Source organism: Aestuariivirga sp. (genome assembly GCF_037139295.1).
In the GTDB taxonomy this organism is placed as follows: domain Bacteria; phylum Pseudomonadota; class Alphaproteobacteria; order Rhizobiales; family Aestuariivirgaceae; genus Aestuariivirga.
In genome coordinates, this window is sequence record NZ_JBAXGR010000056.1 from 1 (window position 1) to 24682 (window position 24682).

The window sequence follows — 24682 nt, forward strand, 5'->3', positions numbered from 1 at the left end:
CGCACATATTGCGATGCACGACAAGTTCGTGATGGCATTGGTGTTTTGCCGCTGCCCTTCGTTGACATTGCGCGACGGTGTTGCATAGTCGGCGGAGCGTTCAACAACGACCCTGCCAGCCTGCGGAAAAGCGAGGCGTCAGGCACAGATACCGCAACAACACGCAACGGACGCTCTACGGGAGGACCCAGGAACATGAAGCTCGAACTCTACAACATGATGATGAGCCGCCGCAGCGTGCTGAAGGGCGCTGCCGGTGTGGCCGCCATGGCTGCCGTCGGCGGCCCGGCGATGAACGTTTCCACCGCTTTCGCGCAGGATGACATCCGCGCCGCGATCCTGCAGATTCCGGGTGTTGGCAAGGGCCAGCCGACGGATGCCGACTGGCAGAAGGTTGGCGAGATGTGCCTCGGACCGACGAAGGCCGGCGTGCAGGAAGGCGAATTCAAGGGCGTTGAGCTGTCGTTCATGGGCCTCAACAACCAGAACGTCCACAACGTGCTGTTCCGCGGCCTGTCCAAGGCCTGGGCTGACTACACGGGTGCGACCATCAACTGGATCGACCTCGCGCAGGCCGACTACAACGCCCGCCTGCAGCAGTCGATCGCCACCGGCACGGTGGACTTCGACGTGATCGAAATGGGCGCTCCCTTCGAGGGCGACGTCTGCGGCAAGGGCCTTGCCTCCGAGATGCCGGACTGGGTCAAGAAGCAGATCGACATGGATGACTATGTCGGTTACCTCAAGGCGCCGGTCGGTACCTGGGACGGCAAGACCTATCGCGTCTCGTGCGACGGCGACTGCCACAACTTCAACTTCCGCACCGACGTGTTCTCGGATGCAGCCCTTGCCGAGGAATGGAAGAAGTCCGGCGGCGAAGGCGAATGGGGCGTGCCGAAGACCTGGCAGCAGGTCAACGCCGCGACCAAGTTCCTCAAGGGCAAGAAGATCAACGGCCAGGACGCCTATGGCTACCTCGACCCGTGCAAGGGCTGGGGCGGCTTTGGCTTCTACTTCCTGGGATCGCGCGCCACGGCTTACGTGAAGCACCCCGACAGCCGCGCCTTCCTGTTCGAGCCGGACACGATGAAGCCGATGGTCAACAATCCGGGCTGGGTGCGCGCCATCCAGGACGTTCTGGATTGCCTGCCGTCGGAACCCGCCGACCAGCTCAACGCCGACCCGGGCACCACGGGCTTCCAGCAGTTCCTCGCCGGCACGGGCTCCATGCTCTCGTGGTGGGGTGACATCGGCTCGAACGTCAAGACCAACGACACCTCCGTCATCGGCGATGTCACGGGCTTCGACATTCTTCCCGGCTCGCCGGACGTCTACAACCACGCGGCCGGCAAGTGGGACACTCTCGCCTCCGGCCAGAACAACGCGCCGAACATGGCCTACATCGGCTGGGGCATCTACGTGATGGCCCGCGTCGACGCCGACCCGAAGAAGCAGAAGGCGGCCTGGTCGCTTGCTGCCCACCTCGGCGGCAAGGACATCTCGCTGTGGATGGCCGCCTATCCGTCAGGCTTCCAGCCCTATCGCCAGAGCCACTTCAACATCCAGGAGTGGGTTGGTGCGGGCTATGACGAGAAGTTCATCAAGAGCTTCCTCGACAGCCAGGCCAATTCCTACAACCACCCGAATGCCGCGATCGAGCCGCGCATCCCCGGCATCTTCCAGTACTACTCGGTCGCCGAGGACGAACTGTCGAAGATCTATGCCGGCCAGATGACGGCACAGGCCGGCGCCGACAACATCGCCGCCGCCTGGGAGAAGATCACCGACCAGCTCGGCCGCGACAACCAGATCAAGCTCTACAAGGCTTCTCTGGGCGCGTAAGCCAGCACGCCGGGCCGGCAGCGACACGCTGCCGGCCCTTTTTTGTTTCTCGAAGGGTGCGGTTTCCGCAGCATGACGTCAGCCTCCCCAGCAGTCTCCGGTCACGTGGCCGTCACCCCCGGCGTCTCGCCCGAGCGGCATCGCCTCGGCAGCCTGCTGATCCGCGCCTCGACCATTCTGCTCGGCCTCGTCATCGTGGTGCAGTCTCTCTATGCGTTGGGCTACATTTCCTTCGGCTTCTCCAACTGGCAGCCGGTGCTGGTCGCCTATGTGCTGTGGAGCGTGGCCCTGTGCTGGGGCCTGGTGCTGCGTGACGGCGAGGCGGGCTGGCGCGCCATCTTCGTTTTGCCGGCGGTGCTGTTCACCGTGGCGCTGGTGATTTTCCCAACCGTCTTCGGCCTGTTCATCGCCTTCAGCGACTGGAACCTGCAGTCGGCCAACGGCCGCCAGTTCAATGGTCTCGCCAATCTCCGCCAGCTGTGGGCGGACCCCTATTTCTGGAACGCGCTCGGCAACATGGTGTTCTATGTGGCCACCGTTGTGGTGCAGTATGCCATCGCCTTCGGCCTGGCCCTGCTGCTGAACGCCGACATCAAGGCGCAGAAGTTCTTCCGCGTATCCTTCCTGCTGCCCTTCATGCTGTCGCCGGTGGCGGTGAGCTGGATGATCGGCAAGTCGATGCTGGAATACCGCTTCGGCCCCGTCACCAACCTGCTGCGCTGGTTCGGCTGGGAGAACCCTTCGCTGCTCACCACGCCGTGGCTGGCCAAGACGACGATCGCGCTGATGGATGCCTGGGTGTGGATCCCCTTCATGATGATCATGATCCTCGCCGGGCTGCAGGCCCTCTCCAAGGAGGTGCAGGAGGCCGCCAAGGTTGACGGCGCCACCGGCTGGCAGGGCTTCTGGCAGATCACCTTCCCGCTGATGCTGCCCGTCTCGATGACCACCATCGTGCTGCGCGTCATCTTCCAGCTGAAGCTCGCCGACATCGTGATCAACACCACGTCGGGCGGCCCCGGTGGTGCCACCGACACGATCTCGAGCTTCATCTTCCGCGAATACAAGGACCGCTCCAACGTGGGCTATGGCACGATGATCGCCGAGATCTACCTGATCCTCATCATCATCTTCATCGCGCTGCTGCTCTGGGCCACCAACCGCTTCATGCAGAGGCACGCCTGATGCCGCGCGCGCTGAACCGCATCCTGATCTATGCCGCGCTGATCATCTGGACGATCATCGCGCTGTTCCCGATCTTCTGGACCTTCTCGACCAGCTTCAAGGTGGCGAAGGACGTGCAGCTGGGCCACATCATCCCCTGGGTGGATTTCACGCCGAGCTGGCTGGGCCTGCGCGCCATCGGCCTGTCGCCCGACACGATCTTCACCGAGTCGACACCGCGCGCCGAATTCATCAAGCGCTTCTGGAACTCGATCCAGGCCTCGATCGGCGCCTCCATCCTGGCACTCATCCTCGGCTCGATGGCGGCCTATGGCCTCAGCCGCTTCTCCTATCACTGGAAGATCTGGAAGAACCGCGACATCTCGTTCTTCTTCCTGTCGCAGCTGATCCTGCCGCCGGTGGTTCTCGCGATGCCGTTCCTTGTGCTCTACAAGGAACTCGCCCTGCTCGACTCGATGATCGGCCTCATCCTCATCTACACCCTGTCGGTGCTGCCTATCGTCATCTGGATCATGAAGGACCAGTTCGACACCATTCCGCAGGAGCTGGAACAGGCGGCACTCGTCGACGGCTGCTCGGTGTGGGGTGCCTTCTTCCGCATCATCCTGCCCATCGCGCTGCCGGGCATGGTGGCGGCCTTCATCCTTTCCGTCATCCTGTGCTGGAACGAGTATTTCTTCGCGGCACTCCTCACCTCCAGCTACGCCAAGACGCTGCCCGTGATGGTGGCAAGCCAGACCGGCTCGCAAGGAATCTCATGGTGGTCAATGGCGGCGCTATCGTCAGCCGCCATCCTGCCGCTGATCATCATCGGCATCTTCCTCGAGCGCTACATCGTGAAGGGCCTGACGACGGGCTCGGTGAAGTAGGGGCGCCCTCGTCTTCTCCCGCTCCTTCGGCGGGAGAGGACGAAAGTCACAGAAACCCCTTCGTCGCCGGATAGAGCCCGCGGAACACCGCATGCTGGCGATCATACATCGCCTTCATTTCAGGCTTCGGCATGATCGACGAGGCAACCGGGTTCCAGAGGTCGATGTCGGCAGGCGTCACGTCGCCCAGCGCCAGTGCGGCGAGGAAGGCATCGCCATAGGAGGCGCCGATGGTCTTCTGCCGCAGCACCTGCGTCATGCCGCTGATGTCGGATGTCGCCTCCGACCACACCCGGTTCCTGGTGCCGCCGCCCACGGCATAAACCGCGCGGGGCGCCTGGCCGGCTTGCGAATAGGTCTCGAACACATGGCGCGTGCCATGCGCGATGCCTTCGAGCACGGCACGGAACATGTCAGCCCGCGTGTGGGTGAGGTCGAGGCCGAAGAGGATGCCCTTGGCCTTCGTGTCATGGATCGGCGTGCGCTCGCCCGAGAAATAGGGCAGCAGCACGAGGCCCTTGGCGCCGGGTGGCGAGGCTTCTGCTTCCTTCGTCAGCGCGATGACCGCCGTCTCGGGTGGCAGTTCCTTCGCGAAGTTTTCACGGAACCAGTGGGTGAGCGTGCCGCTGGTGGAGAGCCCCGCCATCGACCCGTGCTGGCCGGGGAACAGCCACGGCGCATACCACAGGCGGGCGTCGCGTACGCGCTCGGGCGTGATGAGGATGATGAAGATGGTGGAGCCATACATCAGCATCAGGTCACCCGACTTCAGCACGCCGACGCTGACGGCCTCAGCCGCCGCGTCGATAGTGCCGGCGATGACGGGCGTGCCCTCGGCAAGCCCCGTCTCGGCAGCGGCCTTGGCGGTGACTTGGCCTGCGATGTCGGTCGTCCACATCAGTTCCGGCAGCATGTCCATCGGGATGATGCCGGGGGCGAGTTCATCGCTCCAGGCTTGGGCGTCCGCCAAATAGAAGGGGCTGAAGTTGCCGGCCGAATAATGGTCGATGGTGTAACGCCCGCTGAGGCGGTGGACGAGGAAGGAGCTCGAGTTGAGGATCTTGTGGGTGCGGGCGAAGATCTCCGGGCGGTTGCGCTTGAGCCACAGGATCTTCGGGCCCACCGCCTGCGAGGTGAGCGCATTGCCGCAGCGTTCGAGGATCACATCCGCGCCGATGTCACGCGTGAGGTCGTCGATCTCCCGTGCTGCGCGCGTGTCGACGCCATAGAGCACGGCATTCATCAGCGGGTTGCCCGCTTCGTCCACCGGCAGCATGCAGGGGCCGATGCCGCTGGCGCCGATGCCGGCGATGGAGGATGGCGCGATGCCGCTGTCGGCCAGCATCTTGCGCGTGACGTGAACAAAGTCGCCCCACCAAACCTGCTCGGCGTCATGCTCGGCCCAGCCGGGCTGCGCCACCTGCATCTTGTGGGTGCGTGCGGCCTGCGCCACGATCTCGCCCGTGGCGGAGACGATCACGCCCTTGGTCTCGAAGGTGCCGATATCGACGCCCAGATAGTGCTTCATTCGAAGAACTGGTCCCTGTCGAGCGTGAACGCCCGGTCGATGCGCTTCAGCGCGCCGACCAGCAGCCTCGTCAGGCCTTCGAGGTCGGCGAGATCGCAGACTTCCAGCGCCGAATGGGTGTAGCGGGCGGGGAAGCCCATATCGATGCAGGCCACGCCCTTGCCGACCAACTGCACATAGGAGGTTTCTGTGAGGGCGCCGATGTGGGCGGAGCGCTGGAGGTTGATCGCCTCGGCGTCCGCCGTGCCCTGGAACAGCTGCACGAGGGCGGGATGCGGAATGCAGCCATTGAGCGTGCCGCGGCCATGGAAGCTGAACATGCTCATCACCGGCCCCGCGCCGAGGCGCACATCGCCGCGCTGGCCCATGTCCGGCGTGTCGGTGGCCAGCGCCAGGTCCAGCTGGATGCAGATGTCGGGCTGCAGCACCTGTGCGGCCGTCACCGCGCCACGCAGGTTGAATTCCTCCAGCACCGAGAACACGAGGTGGATGGTGGGCAGCACGTCCTTTGACGCGCGTGCCAGTTCCAGCATCACCGCGCAGGCCGCGCGGTCATCGACCGAGGTGCCGCCGATGCGGCCGCCGGCGAGTTCCACCACATTGGGCGCATAGACGATGGGCGTTCCGACATTGATGCCGGCCTGCAGGGCTTCAGCGGCATTGGAGAAGCCACAGTCGATGTAGAGCTCCTGGTAGGGCACGACGCGGTATTTTTCATCCGGCGTGGTTGCATGATGGCTCTTGTTGGCGATGATGCCGGGAACACTGAGGCCCCCGCCCACCGACAGCAGCACCTCCTGCGCGGCCAGCGCCCGCTCCGGCACGCCGCCCACCCGCTCGGCCCGGATGAGGCCCGTGGCCTCGATCTTGCGCACGATGAGGCCCAGCTGATCCATGTGGGCGATGAGCATGACGGAGGGCAGGTTGGTGTCACCCTCGATGGTGACGATGAGGTTGCCCAGCATGTCGGTGCGGGACTTGAGGCCGAGTTCCGAGAGCTCTGCCCGGAGATAGCGCCGCACGTTGCCCTCGAAGCCGGAAAGCCCCGGGATCATCATCAGCTCTTGCGTCCAGCGCTTGATCCGGTCCTGCATGGTTGCGGCGTTCCCTTTCAATTCTCTCCCCGAATTGGTAACGGAAGCTCAGACCCGCCGCAAGCCAAGAGGCCATGACGTGACCACAGCCGACACCCGCTTTGCCTATGCAACAAGGCTGAATGGCTTCAAGGCCGACGCCGCCAAGGTGTGGCCCGGCCGCAACCGCATCACCTCGCTGGACCTGATCGAGCGCGCCGCCACGGTGCCGGGCCTTTCCGCCGTGGACTTCAACTTCCCCGACCATCTGGAAGGAACGACCGCAAAGGACATCCGCGCCAAGCTGGACAGCTTAGGCATCAGCCTCAATGGCTTTGCCATGCGCTACTATTCCGACCCCGGATTCAAGAAGGGTGCGCTCACCCACCCGGACAAGGCCATGCGCGCCAAGGCGCTCGAGCTCACGCTGCGGGGGCTCGACGCGCTGGCCGAAGCCGGCGGCGACCTGATGACGCTGTGGCTGGGCCAGGATGGCTTCGACTATTCCTTCCAGGCCGATTACCTGCGCCTGTGGGACGAGACGGCGGAGGGACTTGCAGTGATTGCCGCGCATAATCCGGCGATCGACATTTCCATCGAATACAAGCCCAACGAGCCGCGCGCCTTTTCGCTGTTGCCAGATGTGGCGACGACACTGCTGATGGTGTCCGACGTCAATGCAAACAACATGGGTGTGACACTCGACTTCGCGCATGTGCTCTATGCCGACGAGATGCCAGCCTATGCGGCGGCCCTCATCCACCGCCGCAGCCGCCTGCTTGGCGTTCACCTGAACGATGGCTATGCCAAGCGCGACGATGGCCTGGTGGCGGGCAGCGTGCACGTGATCCAGACGCTGGAGCTGCTCTATACGCTGGAGAAGCTCGGCTATCACAATGCCATCTACTTCGACACCTTCCCGGATGCGGTGGGGCTCGACCCCGTGGCCGAATGCTCGGCCAACATCTCCGCCGTCGAAGGCATGTGCCGCGTGCTTGACCGCTTGCGAGGCAATGCGGCACTCGATGCGGCAATTGCCGCGCAGGATGCAGTGGCAAGCCAGCGCATCCTGCAGACGGCGCTTTATGGTGCGGCATGATCGACGTCGCTGTCGTCGGCAGCCTGCATCTCGACATCATGGTGGCCGCACCGCGGCTGCCCGGGCGTGACGAGACGCTGATTGGCTCCGCCTGGCACTACAAATGCGGTGGCAAGGGTGGAAACCAGGCAGTGGCCGCCGCCCGCTTCGGCGCGCGCACCGCCTTTGGCGGGCAGACGGGGCAGGATGATTTCGGCGAGCGGCTGCGCGCCAATCTGGTGGCGGCGGGCGTCGACATCACGCATGTGGGCATCGATGCCGGCCAAGGCAGCGGCATGAGCGTCGCGATCAGCGAGGACGCCGGCGAATATGGCGCTGTTGTCGTATCGGGCGCCAATCTCAGCATCGATGCGGGGGCCATTGTCCTTGCGTGGGCTCCGCTGTGGGACGCCAGGGTTCTGTTGCTGCAGAATGAAATTCCCGAGGCCGTCAGCCTTGCGGCCGCAAAGGCAGCGCAGGCGAAGGGTGCGCGCATCGTGCTCAATGCTGCGCCGGCGCGGAAGATGTCACCTGACTTCCTCGGGCTTGTCGACGTGCTCGTCGTCAATCGCGTCGAGGCGGAAATGCTGGCAGGCACCAGCGACATGGCGGCCGCACTCGCCGCGTTGCATGCACCCTACCGCGACGTGGTGCTGACGCGCGGCGGCGACGGGCTGATGCTGATGACGCGTGATGGGTCTCGCTCGGACATACCCGCGTTGCCGGTGAAGCTCATCTCCAGCCATGGCGCGGGCGACTGCTTCTGCGGCGCGCTCGCCGCGCGGCTTGCGGCGGGAGATGCAATCGGGGCAGCCTGCCACTTCGCGACGGAAGCGGCGGGCAAGTTCGTGTCCACTCCGCAATCCCCCTAGGCCCGTTTCGTCTTCTCACGCCTCTTCAGCGGGAGAGGACGCTGGAGAGCGTTACCTTCCGTCGAAGATCACGCCCATGGTGAAGAGGAAGCAGCCGTAGGGCCGGAACTCGGACGTCCGCACCACGCAGAAGCCCTTCTTTGCCGCCTCATAGAAGGCGAAACGCTCCAGCGCCTCCATACCAACGTCGCGGCCTTCCGCGTCCTTCGCGATCTGGTGGACTTCCGCCTGCATCGGCAAGAGCCTCTCCGGATCGCCCACCACCTGCATGCGCGAGACGGGCGCGGGGATGAAATCATCGAGCGGCATTACCGAGAGGATGGCGCGGGTGGCCTGCGGAATGTCGAGGCCGGGGAGTTCGATGAGCTTGCCGGTGGAGGTATGGCGTGCCACGTCATGGGCGGGGAAGTTCCGGTCCACCAGCACGAGGCGCTCGGCATGGCCCATGGAGGAGAGGCACCAGAGGAGATCCGGGCTGAGCGTGGCGGGAATGTTCTTGAGCATCTTGCGGCGTCCGGCGTGGTTGCTTTCACCCCTTGTCGCAAGCCGCGGTGCCTATGGCAACTGCAGCTTCAGAACATCAGGTGCTTCCTCACTTCCGGCCTGTCCAAGTCCTCCGCCTCGCCGCCATGCATGATCTCGCCACGGTCCATGCTGTAGACGCGGTCAGCCAGTTCGCGGCAGAAGTCGAGATACTGCTCGACCAGCAGGATGGCCATGCCGCTCGTCTCCTTCAGGTAACGGATGGCGTGGCCGATGTCCTTGATGATGGAGGGCTGAATGCCCTCGGTCGGCTCGTCCAGCACCAGAAGCTTCGGCCGCGTGGCCAGCGCCCGGCCGCTACGTCTTCACCTGAAGAAATTGAATTCCCTCAGCTGTGCAAGCCCGGCGCTTCATGGCCGGTGTTGGCCACATATTCCGTGTAGCCGCCGCCATACTGGTGGATGCCATCGGGCGTAAGTTCCAGCACACGGTTGGAAAGCGCGGCGAGGAAGTGCCTGTCATGCGAGACGAACAGCATGGTGCCCTCATAATCCGCCAGCGCCTTGATCAGCATTTCCTTGGTGAGCAGGTCGAGGTGATTGGTGGGCTCGTCCAGCACCAGAAAGTTCGGCGGGTCATAGAGCATGCGCGCCATGACAAGCCGCGCCTTCTCGCCACCTGAGAGCACGCGGCACTTCTTCTCCACGTCGTCGCCGGAAAAGCCGAAGCAGCCTGCCAGCGCCCGCAGCGAGCCCTGCCCTGCCTGCGGGAAGGCATGTTCGAGCGCTTCGAACACGGTGTGTTCGCCATCGATCAATTCCATGGCGTGCTGCGCGAAATAACCCATCTTCACGCTGGCACCGAGGCTGATGCGCCCATCATCCGGCTCGGCGGAGCCGGTGACCAGCTTCAGCAGCGTCGACTTGCCCGCGCCATTGACGCCCATCACGCACCAGCGCTCGCGGCGACGCACCTGGAAGTCGAGGCCCTCGTAGATGCTGCGGCTGCCATAGCGCTTGTGAACGCCCTTGAGCGACACCACGTCCTCGCCGGAGCGAGGTGCCGGTGGGAAGTCGAACAGCACTGTCTGGCGGCGCTTCGGCGGCTCCACGCGGTCGATCTTCTCCAGCTTCTTCACCCGGCTCTGCACCTGTGCTGCATGCGAGGCGCGCGCCTTGAAGCGCTCGATGAACTTGATCTCCTTGGCCAGCATCGACTGCTGGCGCTCGAAGGCGGCCTGCTGCTGGCGCTCGTTCAGCGCGCGCTGCTGCTCATAAAACTCGTAATCGCCCGAATAGGTGTTGAGCTCGCCGCCGTCGATCTCGACGATCTTGGAGACGATGCGGTTCATGAACTCGCGGTCATGCGACGTCATCATCAGCATGCCGTCATAGCCCTTGAGGAACTGTTCGAGCCAGATGAGGCTCTCGAGATCAAGATGGTTCGAAGGCTCGTCCAGCAACATGGCATCGGGCTTCATCAGCAGGATGCGGGCCAGCGCAACGCGCATCTTCCAGCCGCCCGACAGCTTGCCCACGTCGCCGTCCATCATCTCCTGCGCGAAGCTCAGGCCCGCCAGCACTTCCCGCGCGCGGCTTTCCAGCGCATAGCCGCCCAGCTCCTCGAAGCGGGCCTGCACCTCGCCATAGCGCTCGATCAACTGGTCCATCTCGTCGCCACGGTCAGGATCGCCCATGGCGGCCTCGAGGTCCTTCAGCTCCTCGGCGACGGAACTCACGGGGCCTGCCCCGTCCATCACCTCGGCCACGGCGCTGCGGCCGCTCATCTCGCCAACGTCCTGGCTGAAATAGCCGATGGTGATGCCGCGATCGACGGACACCTGCCCCTCGTCCGGCTCTTCCTGCCCGGTGATCATGCGGAACAGCGTTGTCTTGCCGGCGCCATTGGGGCCGACGAGCCCCACCTTCTCGCCCCGGTGAAGCGCGGCTGAAGCCTCGATGAACAGAAGCTGGTGGCCGTTCTGCTTGCTGACGTTGTCGATCCGAATCATGGGCCCTGGAAACCTGCAGTCGTGAGTTCGGCGCTGCCATTAGGCCATGTGGCGCGCCAGCGGAAGGGCATGGTGTTCAGGTTCCCGCAACGGAAGCCCCGGGCGCAATGCCCCGGGGTCTTCCCCCGCCTTCCGGCGAGGATCAGGTCAATGGACGGAGGTTCGGCGCGTCAGCCGTGCTTGCCGAGCTTCGGGCGGCTTTCCAGTTCACGGACGACAAGGACGCCGTCCACTTCCGAGCCTGTTCGCACACCGATCTTGGTGTCGCTGGCATGGGCGGCAAGCACCAGATGCGCCATGGCGTTCATGGCGAAGGCATCGCCTGAGTCAAAACGGAAGTTCCTGCGCTTGCCATGGCGGCTGCGCAGCCCGAAAGCGAAGCCTTCTACACCCGCGCCGCTCTTGACGTGCAGGCTTTCCACCTTGCCGATGAAGTCGAAGTCATGGGCAGGCTTGGCGGGCTTCGCCACCTTCGGGCGCGGTTCCTTTGCCTTGGCTTTCACCTTGGTCTTGGCTTTGGCCTTGTTCTTTTCCTTCGCCTTGGCCTTCTTCGAAGGTTCTGCGGCAACGGCCTCCACGCCGTCGATCGTCTCGTCTTCGGTCATGTCTCACCTCTGCGGACGAGGCCTGACTGCCTCCGCAGCCAATTTAGAGAGAAAGCCATTGTCACAATCAACCGGAATTCGCTGGCAGTTAGCGGGAAAGCGCCGTCACAAAAGCTTTGCACAAATCAGGCCTAAGGAGCCCACGAGGCCACAGGTCAGAGCGATGCTGAAAAACCCGTCCCCCCGGCACTACCGCGCAATCTTCATCTCGGACCTTCACCTTGGCACGAAACGGGCGCAGACAGCAGCCCTCCTCGACTTCCTGCGCGAGACCGAGTCAGACCAGCTCTATATTGTCGGTGATTTCATCGACAACTGGGCGCTGCGCAAGGCATGGTATTGGGACCAGTCGCACAATGACGTGATGCAGAAGCTGCTGCGCAAGGCGCGCAAGGGCACCAAGCTCATCTACATTCCCGGCAATCACGACGAGAACTTCCGCAATTTCCTGAACCTTCGTTTTGGTCGCGTTGCGGTACTGGAAGACGCGGTTCACGTTACAGCTACCGGCAAGCGCTACCTGGTGCTGCATGGCGACAAGTTCGACGGCGTGGTGCGCTTCGCGCCCTGGCTCGCCAAGCTCGGCGACACCGCCTACGAAGTCTCGATGGACCTCAACAAGGTGGTGAACAGCGTCAGGCGCTTGTTCCGCCTGCCCTACTGGTCGCTCTCCGCCTATCTCAAGAACCGCGTCAAGAAAGCTGTCGAGTTCATCTCGCACTTCGAGGAGGCAGTGGTACGCGATGCGCGCGCGCGCGGTTGCCAGGGCGCCATCTGCGGTCACATTCACACGCCCGATGACCGGATGATCGACGGCATCCACTACCTCAACGATGGCGACTGGGTCGAGAGCTGCACGGCACTTGTGGAGCACAAGGACGGCCGCTTCGAGATCCTCAACTGGAACAACCCCCGCATCGCTCAGAGCACGGAAGAGACACATGCGCATACTGATCGTGACCGACGCCTGGTCCCCGCAGGTTAATGGCGTCGTCCGAACCCTCAACGCACTGATCGCCGAGCTTCGGGCCAAGGGGCACGACGTCCGTACCATCAACCCCGAAGGCCGCCCCTCGCGGCCCCTGCCGCTCTACCGCGAGATCACCCTTACGCACACGACCGTCGCGTCGTTGCGCGCGGAGATCGCGGCCATCGCGCCCGACGTCATCCATATCGCCACCGAGGGCCCATTGGGCTGGGCGGCGCGACGCGTCTGCCTGCGCGAGGGGTTGAAGTTCACCACGGGTTTCCACACCCGCTTTGCCGAATACGCCGCGGCACGCATCCCGCTGCCTGGTGTGCTGAGCCTCGGGTGGGAAGTGCTGCGCCGCTTCCATGCGCCGAGCCAGGCCGTGATGGTGCCGACGAAATCGATCGGCAACGAACTCGATCGCCGCAAGTTCAAGAACGTGAAGATCTGGACGCGCGGCGTCGATCATACGCTGTTCAAGCCCTACCCGCGCGACCACCTGAACCTGCCGCGCCCCATCATCCTCTATGCCGGGCGGCTGGCCGTCGAGAAGGGCATCGATGACTTCATCGCGCTCAAGGTGAAGGGAACCAAGGTGCTGGTGGGCGACGGTCCGGAACGCGAGAGGCTGCAGAAGCTCGCCCCCGACGCGCACTTCCTCGGCTTTCGCCATGGCGAGGACTATGCCCGCACCCATGCCGCCGCCGACGTCATGGTGTTCCCAAGTCGCACCGATACCTTCGGCCTCGTGATGCTCGAAGCCATGGCCTGCGGCACGCCGGTTGCGGCCTACAATGCACCAAGCCCGCTCGACGTGGTCGACAATGGCGTGACCGGCATCATTGCCGACAGGCTGGAAGAGTCGGTGGAACGCGCCCTGAAGCTGGATCGCAACATCGTGGCCGAAGGCTCCCAGAAATTCAGCTGGAAGACCTGCGCCGACATGTTCGAGTCGTGGCTCGTGCCCTGCGGCACCATCGTGCCGCGCGGCGGCAACCAACGCCTCGCCTCCGCACTGCCGCGATGACGGGAATGCGACGTCGTCACAAGACCGTCAATTATCCCTCTTAGCAGGGCTTTCATGCTTGCTCTCGGATTCGCCTGCCTCATCTTCGCCATCGCGGCACTGACAGTCCAGATCGCTTCGAATGGCCTCGCCAACTACCGCTGCCGACCGAACCGGCGCAGGATCAAGCCCGATCAATGCCCGCCCATCACGCTGGTGCGCCCGCTCTGCGGCCTCGAGCATTTCACGCGAGAGACGCTGCGCTCGACCTTCACAATTGACTACCCGCGCTATGAGATCCTGTTCTGCGTCGCCGGTGATGCAGATCCCATCCTGCCGCTGGTACGCGCCGTCATGGCGGAGCACCCCGGGCGCGATGCTCGGTTGTTGATCGGCGAAGATGCGCTCGGCGCCAACCCCAAGCTCAACAACATGGCCAAGGGTTACCGGCATTCGAGCTTCGAACATATCGTCTTCGTCGACAGCAACGTCTTCACCCCGCCAGACTATCTCAATCAGCTCGCAGGCGCCTTGCAGGCGGGGGCCGGCATGGCGACGGCGCCGCCAGTGGGACTGGCACCCCACGGCTTCTGGGCCGAATTGGAATGCGCTTTCCTGAACTCCTACCAGGCGCGCATGCAGTATTCGGTCGACACGCTGGGCCGGGGCTTCGCACAGGGCAAGACGCTGTTCTTCCGCCGCGCCGACCTCGACCATGGTGGCCTGGCGCAACTGGCCTCCGAACCCGCAGAGGATGCTGCCGCAACAAAGATGATGCAGGCCAAGCGGCGGCGCATCCGGCTAGTCGGTCCGTTTCCGCAGCTGATCGGGCCGCGCAGCGCCAGCCAGGTTTGGAAGCGGCAGGTGCGTTGGGCTAGGTTGCGGCGCGCCAGCTTTCCCCAGTTCTTCGCGCCCGAATTGCTGGCTGGCGCGCTGCCGCCCTTCGTCGCCTTGCTCGCTGGCCTTCACATGCTTGGGTTGGCATCGCCGCTGGCTGCAGCAGCCTTTCTGGCTCTGTGGTATGCGCCTGAACTGCTGTTGCTGCGTGTTGCCGGCTGGCCTCGCTCGCTCAGCGCGCTGCTGCTGCGCGACATGCTGTTGCCCGTCGTCTTCGTATATGGTTGCGCGGGCTCCAGCTTCGAGTGGCATGGCAACCGCATGACCACCGTTCGGCCGGCGACCACCCGGCCACGCCTGGCGCGCATTCACCCCAAACTGCTCTGGGCACGGCTCGCCAGTCGCAACCCCTTCGCCTGAGGCATCCGTCAGAATCGGACGACTTCACGGGTCCAGAAGTTCTGTTGACATATTTATTAGAAACTTCTAATATTGTAGATCTGGCTCAGTTGCGCGATGCCGCATGAGCCGAACATGTGAGGTTTGCAATGAATGTCGACAAAGCCGTCCTCGCCTTCGCCGGATGCGTGGTTTTGCTGTCCGTGGCGCTGGCCCATTTCGTGTCACCCTGGTGGCTGCTGCTCACCGCCTTCGCGGGCGCCAACATGCTTCAGTCCTCGGTAACGGGCTTCTGCCCCGCGGCCATCGTCTTCAAGAAGCTCGGCTGCCGTGCCGGCGAGGCCTTCCGCTGAGGATTTCGCCAAAGGGCTGAACTGGCCGCCCTTGACTTCCGAGTCCTCTAATATAAGATATATCTAATATTAAGAGTTCCGGAGGAGTGCCGATGCTGAGGTCCCATGTTTTCCCGGCCCTGTTGGGGTTCGTGTCCCTCACAGCGCTGGCCACGGCGGCGGAAGTGCCGGTCACCGTCGCCCAGCGGCCCGACCTCAAGGCGGTGTTCGGCCAGGTGGAAAGCCGCGACGTGGTGCCCGCCCGGGCCCGCATCGGCGGCACCGTCACATCACTCTCAGTCGAGGAAGGCAGTGGCGTGAAGGCGGGCGACGTCATCGCCCGCGTGGTCGATGACAAGCTGGCGCTGCAGCTGAACGCCGTCGACGCCCGGATCAAGGCCATTCAGGCCCAGCTCGACAACGCCAAGGTCGAGCTCGACCGTGCGGCAAAGCTGCTCGCCGGTGGTGTGGTGGCCAAAACCCGCGTCGACCTTCTGCAGACGCAGTTCGACGTGCTCACCAACCAGCTCATCGCATCGGAAGCAGACCGCGCCGTGCTCGTGCAGCAGCAGAGCGAGGGCGAGGTGCTCGCCCCCTCACCCGGTCGCGTGCTCACGGTTCCCGTCACCAAGGGCTCCGTCATCATGCCCGGCGAGACCATCGCGCGCATCGCCGGCGGTGGCTATTTCCTGCGCCTGTCGCTGCCCGAGCGCCATGCCGGCCACATCAAGCTGGGCGATGACGTGATCGTCGGCAGCCGGGGCATGACCGATCTCTCGAAGGATGCGCCACTCGGCCACGGCAAGGTGGTGAAGGTCTATCCCGAAATCGCCAATGGCAACGTGCTGGCCGATGTCGAGGTTGCGGATCTGGGTGACTTCTTCGTGGGTGAGCGCACGCGCATCTGGATTCCCGTCGCGATGAAGACCGTCGTCTCTGTACCTGCTGCCGCCATCTCGACGCGTGCGGGGGTCGACTACGTGACGCTCGCGAACGGCAAGGTGGAGGTTCCGGTGATCCTCGGCCAACGCTTCGACGACAAGGGCACGGCATCGGTCGAGGTTCTCTCGGGCCTCGGCGAAGGCGACACGGTGATGACGCCATGAACCTCGGCATTGCGGGACGCCTCACCCGCACCTTCATACAGTCGCCCCTGACACCGCTGTTCCTGCTTGCCGCCCTTGCGGTGGGGCTCGTGGCCCTGCTGACGCTGCCACGTGAGGAAGAGCCGCAGATTTCCGTGCCGATGGTCGATATCTTCGTGCAGGCCAACGGCCTGAAGGCTGAAGACGCGGTGAAGCTCGTCACCGAGCCGCTCGAGACCATCGTCAAGAGCATCGATGGCGTCGAGCACGTCTATTCCCAGACGCGTGACGACAACGTGATGGTCACCGCCCGCTTCCTCGTCGGCACACCATCAGACTCCGCCATCCTGCGCGTGCATGAAAAGCTGCGCGCCAACATGGACCGTATCCCCAAGGGCATCCCCGAGCCGCTGATCGTCGGGCGCGGCATCGACGATGTGGCCATCGTCGTGCTCACCCTCTCGCCCAAGCCCGAGGCCGCATCGCGCTGGACCGCGAATGACGTCAGCCGCGTCACCCGCGAGCTGCAGGTGGAACTCGCCAAGCTTGATGACATCGGCCTCACCTACATCACTGGCAACCAGCCGGAGGAAATCCGGATCGAGCCGGACCCCGAGAAGCTCTCGCTCTACGGCATCACGCTGCAGCAGCTGGCGGGCAAGATCACTGCCGCCAACCGCTCCTTCGAGGCGGGTACACTGCGCGACAATGGCAAGCAGATCACCATCATGGGCGGCCAGACGCTGCAATCACCCTCGGACATCGCCAATATCCTGATCTCGGCGCGCGACGGCCACCCGGTCTATGTGCGCGACGTTGCCTTGGTGCTGCTCTCCACCGACTCGCGCGAAGTACGCGCCGCCAATGTGGTGAAGACGGCAACCGGAACGGCAACGCTGCCCGCCGTTTCGCTGGCGCTCGCCAAGCGCCCCGGCACCAACGCTGTCGTCATCGCCGAGCGCATCACGGGCCGACTGGAGCAACTCAAGGGCACGCTGATCCCGGAAGACCTCACCGTCACCATCACGCGGAACTATGGCGAGACGGCAAACGAGAAGGCCAACGAGCTTCTGTTCCACCTGGGCCTTGCCACCATCTCCATCGTCATCCTGGTGGCCGTGGCCATCGGCTGGCGCGAGGCGCTGGTGGTGGCCGTGGTCATTCCAACCACCATCCTCCTCACCCTCTTTGCCGCCCGCGTCATGGGCTACACGCTGAACCGCGTGAGCCTCTTCGCGCTGATCTTCTCGATCGGCATTCTCGTCGACGACGCCATCGTGGTGATCGAGAACATCGCCCGCCACTGGGCCATGAAGGACGGCCGCTCACGCGTCGATGCGGCGGTGGATGCGGTCGCCGAAGTTGGCAACCCGACCATCGTGGCAACCCTCACCGTGGTGGCAGCACTACTCCCCATGCTTTTCGTCTCCGGCATGATGGGCCCCTACATGAGCCCCATCCCGGCCACGGCTTCCGCGGCGATGATCTTCTCCTTCTTCGTGGCCGTCATGGTCACGCCATGGCTGATGCTGAAGTTCGGCGGCAAGGAAGGCGGCCACGCGGCCCACGGCGCTGCTGATGGCGGCATCCTCGGCCGCGCCTATGTGGCGGTGGCCCGGCCCATCATCAAGACCAGGGCGCGGGCGTGGATCTTCCTCCTCCTCGTCGGCGTGGCGACGCTCGCCTCGCTGTCGCTGTTCTACACCCGCGACGTGACGGTGAAGCTGCTGCCCTTCGACAACAAGTCGGAACTGCAGGTGGTGGCGGACCTGCCCGAAGGGTCCTCCGTCGAAGATACGGCACGCATCCTCGCCCAGGCCGCCGACGTGGCCTTGACGCTCCCCGAGGTCACATCGGTCCAGACCTATGCCGGTGAACCAGCACCCTTCAACTTCAACGGCCTCGTGCGCCACTATTATATCCGCAACGCGCCCGAGCTGGGCGACGTGCAGGTAACGCTTTCTCCCAAGGCCGACCGCAACCGCAGCAGCCATGACATTGCGCTGGAGCTGCGTGAGAAGCTCAAGACCCTCACCCTGCCCAAGGGCACCGTCATCAAGGTGGTCGAACCGCCGCCGGGTCCGCCGGTGCTGGCCACCCTGCTCGCTGAAATCTATGGCCCAGATCCCGAAACCCGCCGGGCCACCGCCGCAAAGGTGCGGGAGGCCTTCAATGCCGTGCCCTTCGTCGTCGACGTCGATGACAGCTATGGCCAGCAGACCCCGCGCATCCGCGTCGCCATCGACCAGGACAATCTCGAATACCAGAAGGTCGAGGAAGGCGATGTCTACGACACGCTGCAGAGCCTCTATGCCGACAACACGGTCGGCTACTCGCACCGTGGCGGCGGCCGCCAGCCGATCCCCATCACCATGGGCCTGCCGAAGTCGGAAAAGGTCATCAACGAGCGCGCCCTTTCCACTCCCGTCCCCGCCAACGCACTTCCAGGCGCACGTGGCGTGGTGGAATTGGGCGACGTGGTGAGCGTCAAGAGGGAACTCTCCTCCTTCCCGATCTTCCGCCACAACGGCAAGCCCACCGAGATGGTGACGGGCGAGCTGGCCGGCGCCTTCGAGGCCCCCGTTTATGGCATGATCGAAGTGGGCCGCGCGCTGGACAAGCTCGACTGGACAGGCCTTGAGAAGCCCGAGATCGCGCTCCACGGCCAGCCCATCGACGACTCCAAGCCCGTGCTGCTGTGGGACGGCGAATGGGAGGTCACCTGGGTTACCTTCCGTGACATGGGCGGCGCCTTCCTCGTGGCGCTGCTCGGCATCTACATCCTCGTGGTTGCCCAGTTCGGCTCGTTCAAGCTGCCACTGGTGATCCTCACCCCCATCCCGCTGACGTTGATCGGCATCATGCTCGGCCACTGGCTGTTCCACGCGGCCTTCACCGCCACCTCGATGATCGGCTTCATCGCGCTGGCCGGCATCATCGTGAGGAACTCCATCCTGCTCGTTGACTTCGTGCGCCATGAGCGCAAGCCCGGTGCGGACCTGCGCGAGGTGATGCTGAAGGCCGGTGCCATCCGCTTCAAGCCGATCCTGCTCACCGCACTCGCCGCCATGATCGGCGCGGCGGTCATCCTCACCGACCCGATCTTCCAGGGCCTCGCCATCTCGCTGCTCTTCGGGCTTGCGTCCTCGACGCTGCTCACCGTGCTGGTGATCCCCGCCATCTACATCGCGCTGCGCTACCGCCCGGCGGAAGAGGACAGACACGTGCCTGCCTAGCAATCCAACTCAGTGGGAGTGAATGAAATGGCTCATATCGTTGTTCTCGGCGCCGGATTGGGCGGCACCCTCATGGCTTATGAAATGAAGGAGCAGCTTCGCCCCGGCGACACGCTGACGGTCGTCACCAAGGACCCGAAGTATCATTTCGTGCCGTCCAACCCGTGGATCGCAGTTGGCTGGCGGAAGCCCGACGACATCGAGGTGGATCTTGCCCCGGTGTTCGCCAAGAAGGGCATTGCCTTCAAGCCCGTCGCGGCAACCAAGCTCCATCCGGAGTCCAACACGCTGGACCTCGCCGACGGTACCTCCATCACCTACGACTACCTTGTCAACGCAACAGGCCCGGAGCTTGCCTTCGATGAAATCGAAGGCCTGGGACCGGAGGGCAATACCCAGTCCGTCTGCCATGTCTCGCACGCCGCGAAAGCGCATGAGGCCTTCGAGGCCTTCTGCAAGAACCCCGGCCCGATCATTGTGGGTGCGGTGCAGGGCGCGTCCTGCTTCGGCCCGGCCTATGAGTTTCTGTTCATCCTCGAAACCGAATTGCGCCGCCGCAAGATCCGCGACCGTGTGCCGATGACCTTCGTCACCGCCGAGCCCTATGTGGGGCACCTCGGGCTGGATGGCGTGGGCGATACCAAGGGCCTGCTCGAAAGTGAAATGCGCTCGAAGCACGTGAAGTGGATGACGAGTGCGCGCGTCAAGAAGGTCGATCCCGGCATGATGACGGTCGAGGAGGTGGGCGATGACGGCGCGGTGAAAGCCACCAGGGAACTGCCTTTCGGCTTCTGCATGATGCTGCCCGCCTTCAGGGGCATTCCGGCGATGCGCGGCATCGAAGGCTTGTCAAACCCGCGCGGCTTCACGCTGATCGACAAGTTCCAGCGCAATCCGAAATACCCGAACATCTTCGCGGTCGGTGTCTGCGTGGCGATCCCGCCGACGGGTGCCACGCCTGTCGCCTGCGGCGTGCCGAAAACCGGATTCATGATCGAATCCATGGTGACGGCCACTGCCCATAACATCGGCAAGTTGCTGCGCGGTGAAGCGCCGAGGGAACAGGCCACGTGGAACGCCGTTTGCCTCGCCGACTTCGGCGACTCCGGCGTTGCCTTCGTCGCCCAGCCGCAGATTCCACCGCGCAACGTGAACTGGTCGTCGTCCGGCAAATGGGTGCACGGCGCCAAGATCGGCTTCGAGAAATACTTCCTGCGCAAGATCAGGAAGGGCACAAGCGAAACCTTCTATGAAAAGCTGGCGCTCGACGTGCTGGGCATCGCCAAGCTGAAACAGACGGTGGAAGTTACGCCCTGATTTCGTATCGCCGCGGAATCCGCAGGACAGGGTATCCGAGCAGCGCGGCGCCACGCCGCGCTGTCTTCTGCAACAAGGCTTGCGGGGCGGGGCCAAAGGCAACTATGAACGGCGAATGCAATCCGCCCTGCCTGACACTGCCCCGCCTGAACTGCTCATCATCGGTCATGTGACCCGCGACTACATCCGCGGCGACACCCGGCTTGGCGGCAGTGCCTCCTTCGCCGCCCGCGTTGCGGCCACCCTCGGCCTCAGGACGGCGCTGGTCACGGCGGCGCCCGCAGACTTTGATCTGATGGAACCGCTGCGCAGCCTGCCCAATCTCAGCATCCACGCCGTCACTACACCGGACGTGACGACCTTCGAACTCGACTACAGCGGCCCGCGCCGCCGCGTCATCCTGCTTAGCAGGGCGCGCTCCATGCTGGCCTCCGACGTGCCAGAAGCATGGCGGGACACTCCCATGGCCTATGTGGCCAATGTGGCGGGCGAGTGTGACCGCGCGCTCATCGAGGGCCTGCGGTCGAAGCTCATTTGCGCAGAACTACAGGGCTGGCTGCGCAAGCCGGGCAGCAACGGCGTAACAGGGCCGATGGTGGCGCCCGAGATTACCACGCCGCCTCAGGGGCTCCGCGCGGCAGTGTTCTCGGAAGAGGATCACCCCGATGCCGAAGCTCTGGCCGAACATCTCGCCCACAGCGGCCTGACGGTGGCGCTCACACGCAGCAGCCGTGGCGTCACGATCAGGCATGGTGCAGAGCGCTGGGATGTTCCTGCAACGCCTGCGCGGGAAGTCGATCCCACCGGGGCGGGAGACGTGTTCGGAATTGCGCTGACGGTTGCATTGGCGCGAGGCGCATCAGCCCCGGAGGCGGCCAGGGCAGCGGCTGCCATCGCCGCGCGCGTGGTTGAAGGCCCGGGGCTCGGCAATCTTACTGCGGATGATGCCCGCCACCTGCCGGCCGCTCGCGCCTCCTAGCTACAAGAGCGCGTTGATGAACAGCGCGTCCATTCCAGCAATAGAAAGCAGATCACTGACTGGCGCAGGGGAATGACTCGGATAACGCCGCCGCGATCAGGCCGCCTGCCTGGTGGTGCAACTGCCGGGGATGTGCATTGAGCCACGTGATGACGGCGTTCACCAGCTCTTCCTGCGACAGGGAGATCCGGCTGTTCCACCTGTAACCCAGCACCTCTTTGGTGCAGTCGAATGTGTCGGCAACCCCGATGACGTAACCGCGACATTCAGCGACCTTCAGCCGATACACGGCATCGATCACTCTTGGCTTGCAGGACTCCAGCAGATCGAAGCCCGACATGTAGCCCGCACGAGCAGTCGTGATCGGAGACATAGAAACCACCGCACAAACAGCCAGCAGGCAGGCCAATAGCTTGGACATCATTTGCGTTCTCCATGATATTCTGGGCCGCGCGCAACTTGCCCGCAGCAATGAGGTTTCGGGCTAGGACCTGCTCCGCGTTGGATGTTACCTGGAGCGGCGAGAACGCGAAGACGAGGGACGTCATGTCAGCGGGTCTTGTGAACGTCCTGCTTGGCGGCGTGCCCGCCAGCGAAAGCGCATATCACCTTCACTTCTGCATCGAACGCCGGACGGTCAGATATGCCCCTTCGATCAGACTATCTGTGCAAGTATCTCCATAAAAAGAAAATAGATATATCGGTCACAAACGACGCTCTTGCTGAATTACGTACTTACGACCCGTTATGAACCTACTGCGTCGCGATCTTCATTGCCCATCTCCTGAGCCGCACCATCCGCGTCGAGGCCGATCTTGTGGATCAGCTTTTCAACTCGAGTGAAAAGAGGCTGACACGACTTCTTCTGCTGCTGGCGAATTTCGGCAAGGAAGGAAAGCCAGAACCGATCCTCGCAAAAATCAGCCAGGAGACGCTGGCCGAGATGATCGGCACCACACGTTCACGTGTGAGCTTCTTCATGAACAAGTTTCGCAAGCTTGGCCTGATTGACTACAATGGCCACATCGAGGTGCACAGATCGCTGCTCAACGTGGTGCTCCATGAGCATCCGGCCATTTTGGAACGAGACAGCAGCTAGACGTCGGCGCAACTGTCAATCGATCGCAGCTGATGTGGTTTTCTCGTTTCAGATTTGTGCCAGCGACCGCATCAGCCGCCACCGGAAAGCAACAGCACCCCCGTTCGCCGGTGCCCCGGCATATGACCAGGGCAAAGCGAACGCTCCCCTCGAATGTTTCTCGCCGATAGGTTCCTACTCTTCGTGGGAAGCTGGCAGGCACCACATGGCTGGAGGGATCAAGGGTGGACGAGACGCTGTTTGAAAGAGGCTTGCAGAAGCGGCGCGAGACGCTTGGCCGGGACTATGTCGACAAGAACCTGAGTTCCGCCGACAGCCTGACACGCCCGTTCCAGGAGGCGATGACGGCCTGGTGCTGGGGCTTCGGTTGGGGCGACGAGACAAACGACGCCAAGACACGCTCGATGATGAACCTTGCCATGCTGGGCGCACTTGGAAAGATGCATGAGTGGGAGACCCACTGCAACGGGGCCACCAACAATGGTGTTTCGGCGGCTGAGGTGAGGGCTATCGTTCATGCGGTCGGCATCTATTGCGGCGTGCCGCAGGCGCTTGAGTGCTTCCGCGTGGCGCACAAGGTGCTGGCGGAGCGCGGACTGCTGCCCGTCGATGAGCCAGCCAGGCCCTGATCTCCACGTTTATCCGCAACGACCAGGCTGACGGCTGGGGGCTCTCTGCGATATTGTCGCATTTCCGACAAGCTCGCTTTCCACAGCGGCGGACACTCGGTACAAGGTTCATAGAAGCACCGTACGCCCGGAGAAACTGCCATGAAGTTCCAGCTCGCTATCAACCTCGAACGCCTGGATGACAGCCTCGACATGCGCGACGTCGCCCGGCACACGCTGGAGATGGTGCAGATGGCCGAGGACGGCGGCTTCCACATCGCCTGGTCAGCCGAGCACCACGCCCTCGAAATGACCATCGCGCCGGACCCCTTCCAGATCCTCACCTGGTGGGGAGCGCATACCTCCAAGATCAGGCTGGGCACCGCGGTTGCAGTGGCACCCTACTGGCACCCGATCAAGCTCGCCGGCGAAGCGGCCTTCACCGATCTCATCACCGGCGGCCGGCTTGAATTCGGCATCGGATCGGGCGCTTACCAGCGCGAATTCGACCGCATGTACCCCGGCCTCAAGCAGACGGATGGGTGGAAATACATGCAGGAGATGCTGCCCGCCGTGCTGGCCCTGTGGCAGGGAGATTATGAGCACAAGGGTGAGTTCTGGCAGTTCCCCACCTCCACCTCGGTGCCGAAGCCGCTGCAGCAGCCGCACCCGCCGCTGTGGGTGGCGGCGCGCGCGCCCATCACCTATGATTTCGCCGTCAAGCACGGCCTCAACATCATGTCCTGGCCACTGACCCGCCCGATGAGCGAGGCCGAACTCTACAAGTCGCGTCTCGATGAGGCGATGGCCAACAACCCGGGCAAGATGCGTCCGATCTTCGCCATGATGCGCCACACCGCACTTTATGACCGCAAGGAAGACTGGATGGTGCCGGTTCGCGCCGCGCAGCGCCAGCTCGGCCAGTTCGAGAACCTGTTCAAGAACATGGGCGACGTGAAGAACGGCTTCCCCAAGGAAGTGGACCTGCACGACATCGCCAACCGCACCGAATATGATCCCCAGATGCTGTCGGGCAACCTGATGTTCGGAACGCCCGACGAGGTGATCGCGAAGCTCAAGCCCTATGAGACGCTGGGGGTGGACCAGTTCACCTACTACGCCAGCCTCGGGCTCGGCATGAAGGAGCAGAAGCGCTCGCTCGAGCTGTTCTGCAAGGAAGTCATCCCCGCCTTCGCGTGAGTGATGCTGCCCCCTAGCGCATCACGAAGGGGTTGGCGAGCGGCTCGTCCGAGGTGTTGATCCACACC

General features: G+C 63.7%; 21 protein-coding genes and 2 pseudogenes. 16 read left to right on the forward strand and 7 right to left on the reverse strand.

Features of this window, described 5'->3' with window-relative positions; translation table 11 throughout:
• Window positions 1-195: 195 nt before the first annotated feature.
• The 3 genes from WCJ41_RS13955 (at window position 196) to WCJ41_RS13965 (ending at window position 3896) form a co-directional block, all read left to right on the forward strand.
• Complete coding sequence (locus WCJ41_RS13955; RefSeq protein WP_336906443.1) at window positions 196-1842, forward strand: twin-arginine translocation signal domain-containing protein; 1647 nt, start codon at window positions 196-198, stop codon at window positions 1840-1842.
• 72 nt (window positions 1843-1914) lie between these two features.
• On the forward strand, window positions 1915-3027 hold the full coding sequence (locus WCJ41_RS13960; RefSeq protein ID WP_336906444.1) for a sugar ABC transporter permease: 1113 nt from the start codon (window positions 1915-1917) through the stop codon (window positions 3025-3027).
• Window positions 3027-3896 carry a carbohydrate ABC transporter permease gene (locus tag WCJ41_RS13965; RefSeq protein WP_336906445.1) on the forward strand — a complete coding sequence of 290 codons (870 nt, stop codon included), beginning with the start codon at window positions 3027-3029 and terminating at the stop codon, window positions 3894-3896. The genes WCJ41_RS13960 and WCJ41_RS13965 overlap by 1 nt, the downstream gene beginning before the upstream one ends.
• A gap of 46 nt (window positions 3897-3942) precedes the next feature.
• Here WCJ41_RS13965 and WCJ41_RS13970 read toward each other — a convergent pair whose 3' ends face one another.
• Window positions 3943-5424 (reverse strand): FGGY-family carbohydrate kinase, encoded by a 1482-nt coding sequence (locus WCJ41_RS13970; protein ID WP_336906446.1) that lies wholly within the window; start codon window positions 5422-5424, stop codon window positions 3943-3945.
• Window positions 5421-6518 (reverse strand): M20/M25/M40 family metallo-hydrolase, encoded by a 1098-nt coding sequence (locus tag WCJ41_RS13975; protein ID WP_336906447.1) that lies wholly within the window; start codon window positions 6516-6518, stop codon window positions 5421-5423. The genes WCJ41_RS13970 and WCJ41_RS13975 overlap by 4 nt, the downstream gene beginning before the upstream one ends.
• A gap of 79 nt (window positions 6519-6597) precedes the next feature.
• Here WCJ41_RS13975 and WCJ41_RS13980 point away from each other — a divergent pair, with 79 nt between their 5' ends.
• A complete protein-coding gene (locus WCJ41_RS13980) occupies window positions 6598-7596 on the forward strand; it encodes a TIM barrel protein (RefSeq protein WP_336906448.1) in 999 nt (332 codons plus the stop codon).
• Window positions 7593-8447 carry a PfkB family carbohydrate kinase gene (locus tag WCJ41_RS13985; protein WP_336906449.1) on the forward strand — a complete coding sequence of 285 codons (855 nt, stop codon included), beginning with the start codon at window positions 7593-7595 and terminating at the stop codon, window positions 8445-8447. Before WCJ41_RS13980 ends, WCJ41_RS13985 begins: the two co-directional genes overlap by 4 nt.
• A gap of 51 nt (window positions 8448-8498) precedes the next feature.
• On the opposite strand, the gene WCJ41_RS13990 is transcribed toward WCJ41_RS13985, so the two are convergent.
• From WCJ41_RS13990 to WCJ41_RS14005, 4 genes and pseudogenes are all read right to left on the reverse strand, one after another.
• Window positions 8499-8951 (reverse strand): RbsD/FucU domain-containing protein, encoded by a 453-nt coding sequence (locus tag WCJ41_RS13990; RefSeq protein ID WP_336906450.1) that lies wholly within the window; start codon window positions 8949-8951, stop codon window positions 8499-8501.
• A gap of 68 nt (window positions 8952-9019) precedes the next feature.
• Window positions 9020-9286 (reverse strand): annotated as a pseudogene (locus WCJ41_RS13995) (ABC transporter ATP-binding protein); the annotation flags it as partial.
• A 32-nt stretch (window positions 9287-9318) separates the two neighbouring features.
• On the reverse strand, window positions 9319-10941 hold the full coding sequence (locus WCJ41_RS14000) for an ABC-F family ATP-binding cassette domain-containing protein (RefSeq protein WP_336906451.1): 1623 nt from the start codon (window positions 10939-10941) through the stop codon (window positions 9319-9321).
• 170 nt (window positions 10942-11111) lie between these two features.
• Entirely contained in the window at window positions 11112-11546 is a 435-nt protein-coding gene (locus tag WCJ41_RS14005; RefSeq protein ID WP_336906452.1) for a hypothetical protein, read from the reverse strand.
• A 163-nt stretch (window positions 11547-11709) separates the two neighbouring features.
• Here WCJ41_RS14005 and WCJ41_RS14010 point away from each other — a divergent pair, with 163 nt between their 5' ends.
• The 8 genes from WCJ41_RS14010 (at window position 11710) to WCJ41_RS14045 (ending at window position 21707) form a co-directional block, all read left to right on the forward strand.
• Window positions 11710-12531: a UDP-2,3-diacylglucosamine diphosphatase gene (locus tag WCJ41_RS14010; protein ID WP_336906453.1), complete on the forward strand. Its 822-nt coding sequence runs from the start codon at window positions 11710-11712 to the stop codon at window positions 12529-12531.
• Window positions 12488-13543, forward strand: a complete 1056-nt coding sequence (locus WCJ41_RS14015; protein ID WP_336906454.1) for a glycosyltransferase family 1 protein — start codon at window positions 12488-12490, stop codon at window positions 13541-13543. The genes WCJ41_RS14010 and WCJ41_RS14015 overlap by 44 nt, the downstream gene beginning before the upstream one ends.
• 54 nt (window positions 13544-13597) lie before the next feature.
• Window positions 13598-14779 (forward strand): glycosyltransferase, encoded by a 1182-nt coding sequence (locus WCJ41_RS14020; RefSeq protein WP_336906455.1) that lies wholly within the window; start codon window positions 13598-13600, stop codon window positions 14777-14779.
• A 128-nt stretch (window positions 14780-14907) separates the two neighbouring features.
• A complete protein-coding gene (locus WCJ41_RS14025; protein ID WP_336906456.1) occupies window positions 14908-15111 on the forward strand; it encodes a DUF2892 domain-containing protein in 204 nt (67 codons plus the stop codon).
• Window positions 15112-15203: 92 nt separating this feature from the next.
• Window positions 15204-16196 carry an efflux RND transporter periplasmic adaptor subunit gene (locus tag WCJ41_RS14030; protein WP_336906457.1) on the forward strand — a complete coding sequence of 331 codons (993 nt, stop codon included), beginning with the start codon at window positions 15204-15206 and terminating at the stop codon, window positions 16194-16196.
• Window positions 16193-19411: an efflux RND transporter permease subunit gene (locus WCJ41_RS14035; protein WP_336906458.1), complete on the forward strand. Its 3219-nt coding sequence runs from the start codon at window positions 16193-16195 to the stop codon at window positions 19409-19411. Before WCJ41_RS14030 ends, WCJ41_RS14035 begins: the two co-directional genes overlap by 4 nt.
• Before the next feature lie 27 nt (window positions 19412-19438).
• The gene (locus WCJ41_RS14040) at window positions 19439-20728 is read left to right on the forward strand and encodes an FAD/NAD(P)-binding oxidoreductase (protein WP_336906459.1); all 1290 of its coding nucleotides are present in this window, start codon (window positions 19439-19441) and stop codon (window positions 20726-20728) included.
• A 115-nt stretch (window positions 20729-20843) separates the two neighbouring features.
• Window positions 20844-21707 (forward strand): PfkB family carbohydrate kinase, encoded by an 864-nt coding sequence (locus WCJ41_RS14045; RefSeq protein WP_336906460.1) that lies wholly within the window; start codon window positions 20844-20846, stop codon window positions 21705-21707.
• Window positions 21708-21759: 52 nt separating this feature from the next.
• Here the strand turns inward: WCJ41_RS14045 and WCJ41_RS14050 are convergent, their stop codons facing one another.
• Window positions 21760-22131 (reverse strand): Rap1a/Tai family immunity protein, encoded by a 372-nt coding sequence (locus tag WCJ41_RS14050; protein WP_336906461.1) that lies wholly within the window; start codon window positions 22129-22131, stop codon window positions 21760-21762.
• Between the two features lie 342 nt (window positions 22132-22473).
• On the opposite strand from WCJ41_RS14050, the pseudogene WCJ41_RS14055 reads away from it, so the two are divergent.
• The 3 genes and pseudogenes from WCJ41_RS14055 to WCJ41_RS14065 form a co-directional block, all read left to right on the forward strand.
• Window positions 22474-22806, forward strand: a pseudogene (locus WCJ41_RS14055) (helix-turn-helix domain-containing protein); the annotation flags it as partial.
• 224 nt (window positions 22807-23030) lie between these two features.
• A complete protein-coding gene (locus WCJ41_RS14060; protein WP_336906462.1) occupies window positions 23031-23435 on the forward strand; it encodes a carboxymuconolactone decarboxylase family protein in 405 nt (134 codons plus the stop codon).
• A gap of 141 nt (window positions 23436-23576) precedes the next feature.
• The gene (locus WCJ41_RS14065; RefSeq protein ID WP_336906463.1) at window positions 23577-24614 is read left to right on the forward strand and encodes an LLM class flavin-dependent oxidoreductase; all 1038 of its coding nucleotides are present in this window, start codon (window positions 23577-23579) and stop codon (window positions 24612-24614) included.
• The last annotated feature ends 68 nt before the right edge of the window (window positions 24615-24682 follow it).

Bases quoted from the DNA above. Each gene is read 5' to 3' on its own strand.
- WCJ41_RS13955 (WP_336906443.1), top strand. From the start codon at position 196: ATGAAGCTCGAACTCTACAACATGATGATGAGCCGCCGCAGCGTGCTG.
- WCJ41_RS13960 (WP_336906444.1), top strand. From the start codon at position 1,915: ATGACGTCAGCCTCCCCAGCAGTCTCCGGTCACGTGGCCGTCACCCCC.
- WCJ41_RS13965 (WP_336906445.1), top strand. From the start codon at position 3,027: ATGCCGCGCGCGCTGAACCGCATCCTGATCTATGCCGCGCTGATCATC.
- WCJ41_RS13970 (WP_336906446.1), bottom strand. From the start codon at position 5,424: ATGAAGCACTATCTGGGCGTCGATATCGGCACCTTCGAGACCAAGGGC.
- WCJ41_RS13975 (WP_336906447.1), bottom strand. From the start codon at position 6,518: ATGCAGGACCGGATCAAGCGCTGGACGCAAGAGCTGATGATGATCCCG.
- WCJ41_RS13985 (WP_336906449.1), top strand. From the start codon at position 7,593: ATGATCGACGTCGCTGTCGTCGGCAGCCTGCATCTCGACATCATGGTG.
- WCJ41_RS13990 (WP_336906450.1), bottom strand. From the start codon at position 8,951: ATGCTCAAGAACATTCCCGCCACGCTCAGCCCGGATCTCCTCTGGTGC.
- WCJ41_RS14000 (WP_336906451.1), bottom strand. From the start codon at position 10,941: ATGATTCGGATCGACAACGTCAGCAAGCAGAACGGCCACCAGCTTCTG.
- WCJ41_RS14005 (WP_336906452.1), bottom strand. From the start codon at position 11,546: ATGACCGAAGACGAGACGATCGACGGCGTGGAGGCCGTTGCCGCAGAA.
- WCJ41_RS14010 (WP_336906453.1), top strand. From the start codon at position 11,710: ATGCTGAAAAACCCGTCCCCCCGGCACTACCGCGCAATCTTCATCTCG.
- WCJ41_RS14015 (WP_336906454.1), top strand. From the start codon at position 12,488: ATGCGCATACTGATCGTGACCGACGCCTGGTCCCCGCAGGTTAATGGC.
- WCJ41_RS14020 (WP_336906455.1), top strand. From the start codon at position 13,598: ATGCTTGCTCTCGGATTCGCCTGCCTCATCTTCGCCATCGCGGCACTG.
- WCJ41_RS14025 (WP_336906456.1), top strand. From the start codon at position 14,908: ATGAATGTCGACAAAGCCGTCCTCGCCTTCGCCGGATGCGTGGTTTTG.
- WCJ41_RS14030 (WP_336906457.1), top strand. From the start codon at position 15,204: ATGCTGAGGTCCCATGTTTTCCCGGCCCTGTTGGGGTTCGTGTCCCTC.
- WCJ41_RS14035 (WP_336906458.1), top strand. From the start codon at position 16,193: ATGAACCTCGGCATTGCGGGACGCCTCACCCGCACCTTCATACAGTCG.
- WCJ41_RS14040 (WP_336906459.1), top strand. From the start codon at position 19,439: ATGGCTCATATCGTTGTTCTCGGCGCCGGATTGGGCGGCACCCTCATG.
- WCJ41_RS14045 (WP_336906460.1), top strand. From the start codon at position 20,844: ATGCAATCCGCCCTGCCTGACACTGCCCCGCCTGAACTGCTCATCATC.
- WCJ41_RS14050 (WP_336906461.1), bottom strand. From the start codon at position 22,131: ATGATGTCCAAGCTATTGGCCTGCCTGCTGGCTGTTTGTGCGGTGGTT.
- WCJ41_RS14065 (WP_336906463.1), top strand. From the start codon at position 23,577: ATGAAGTTCCAGCTCGCTATCAACCTCGAACGCCTGGATGACAGCCTC.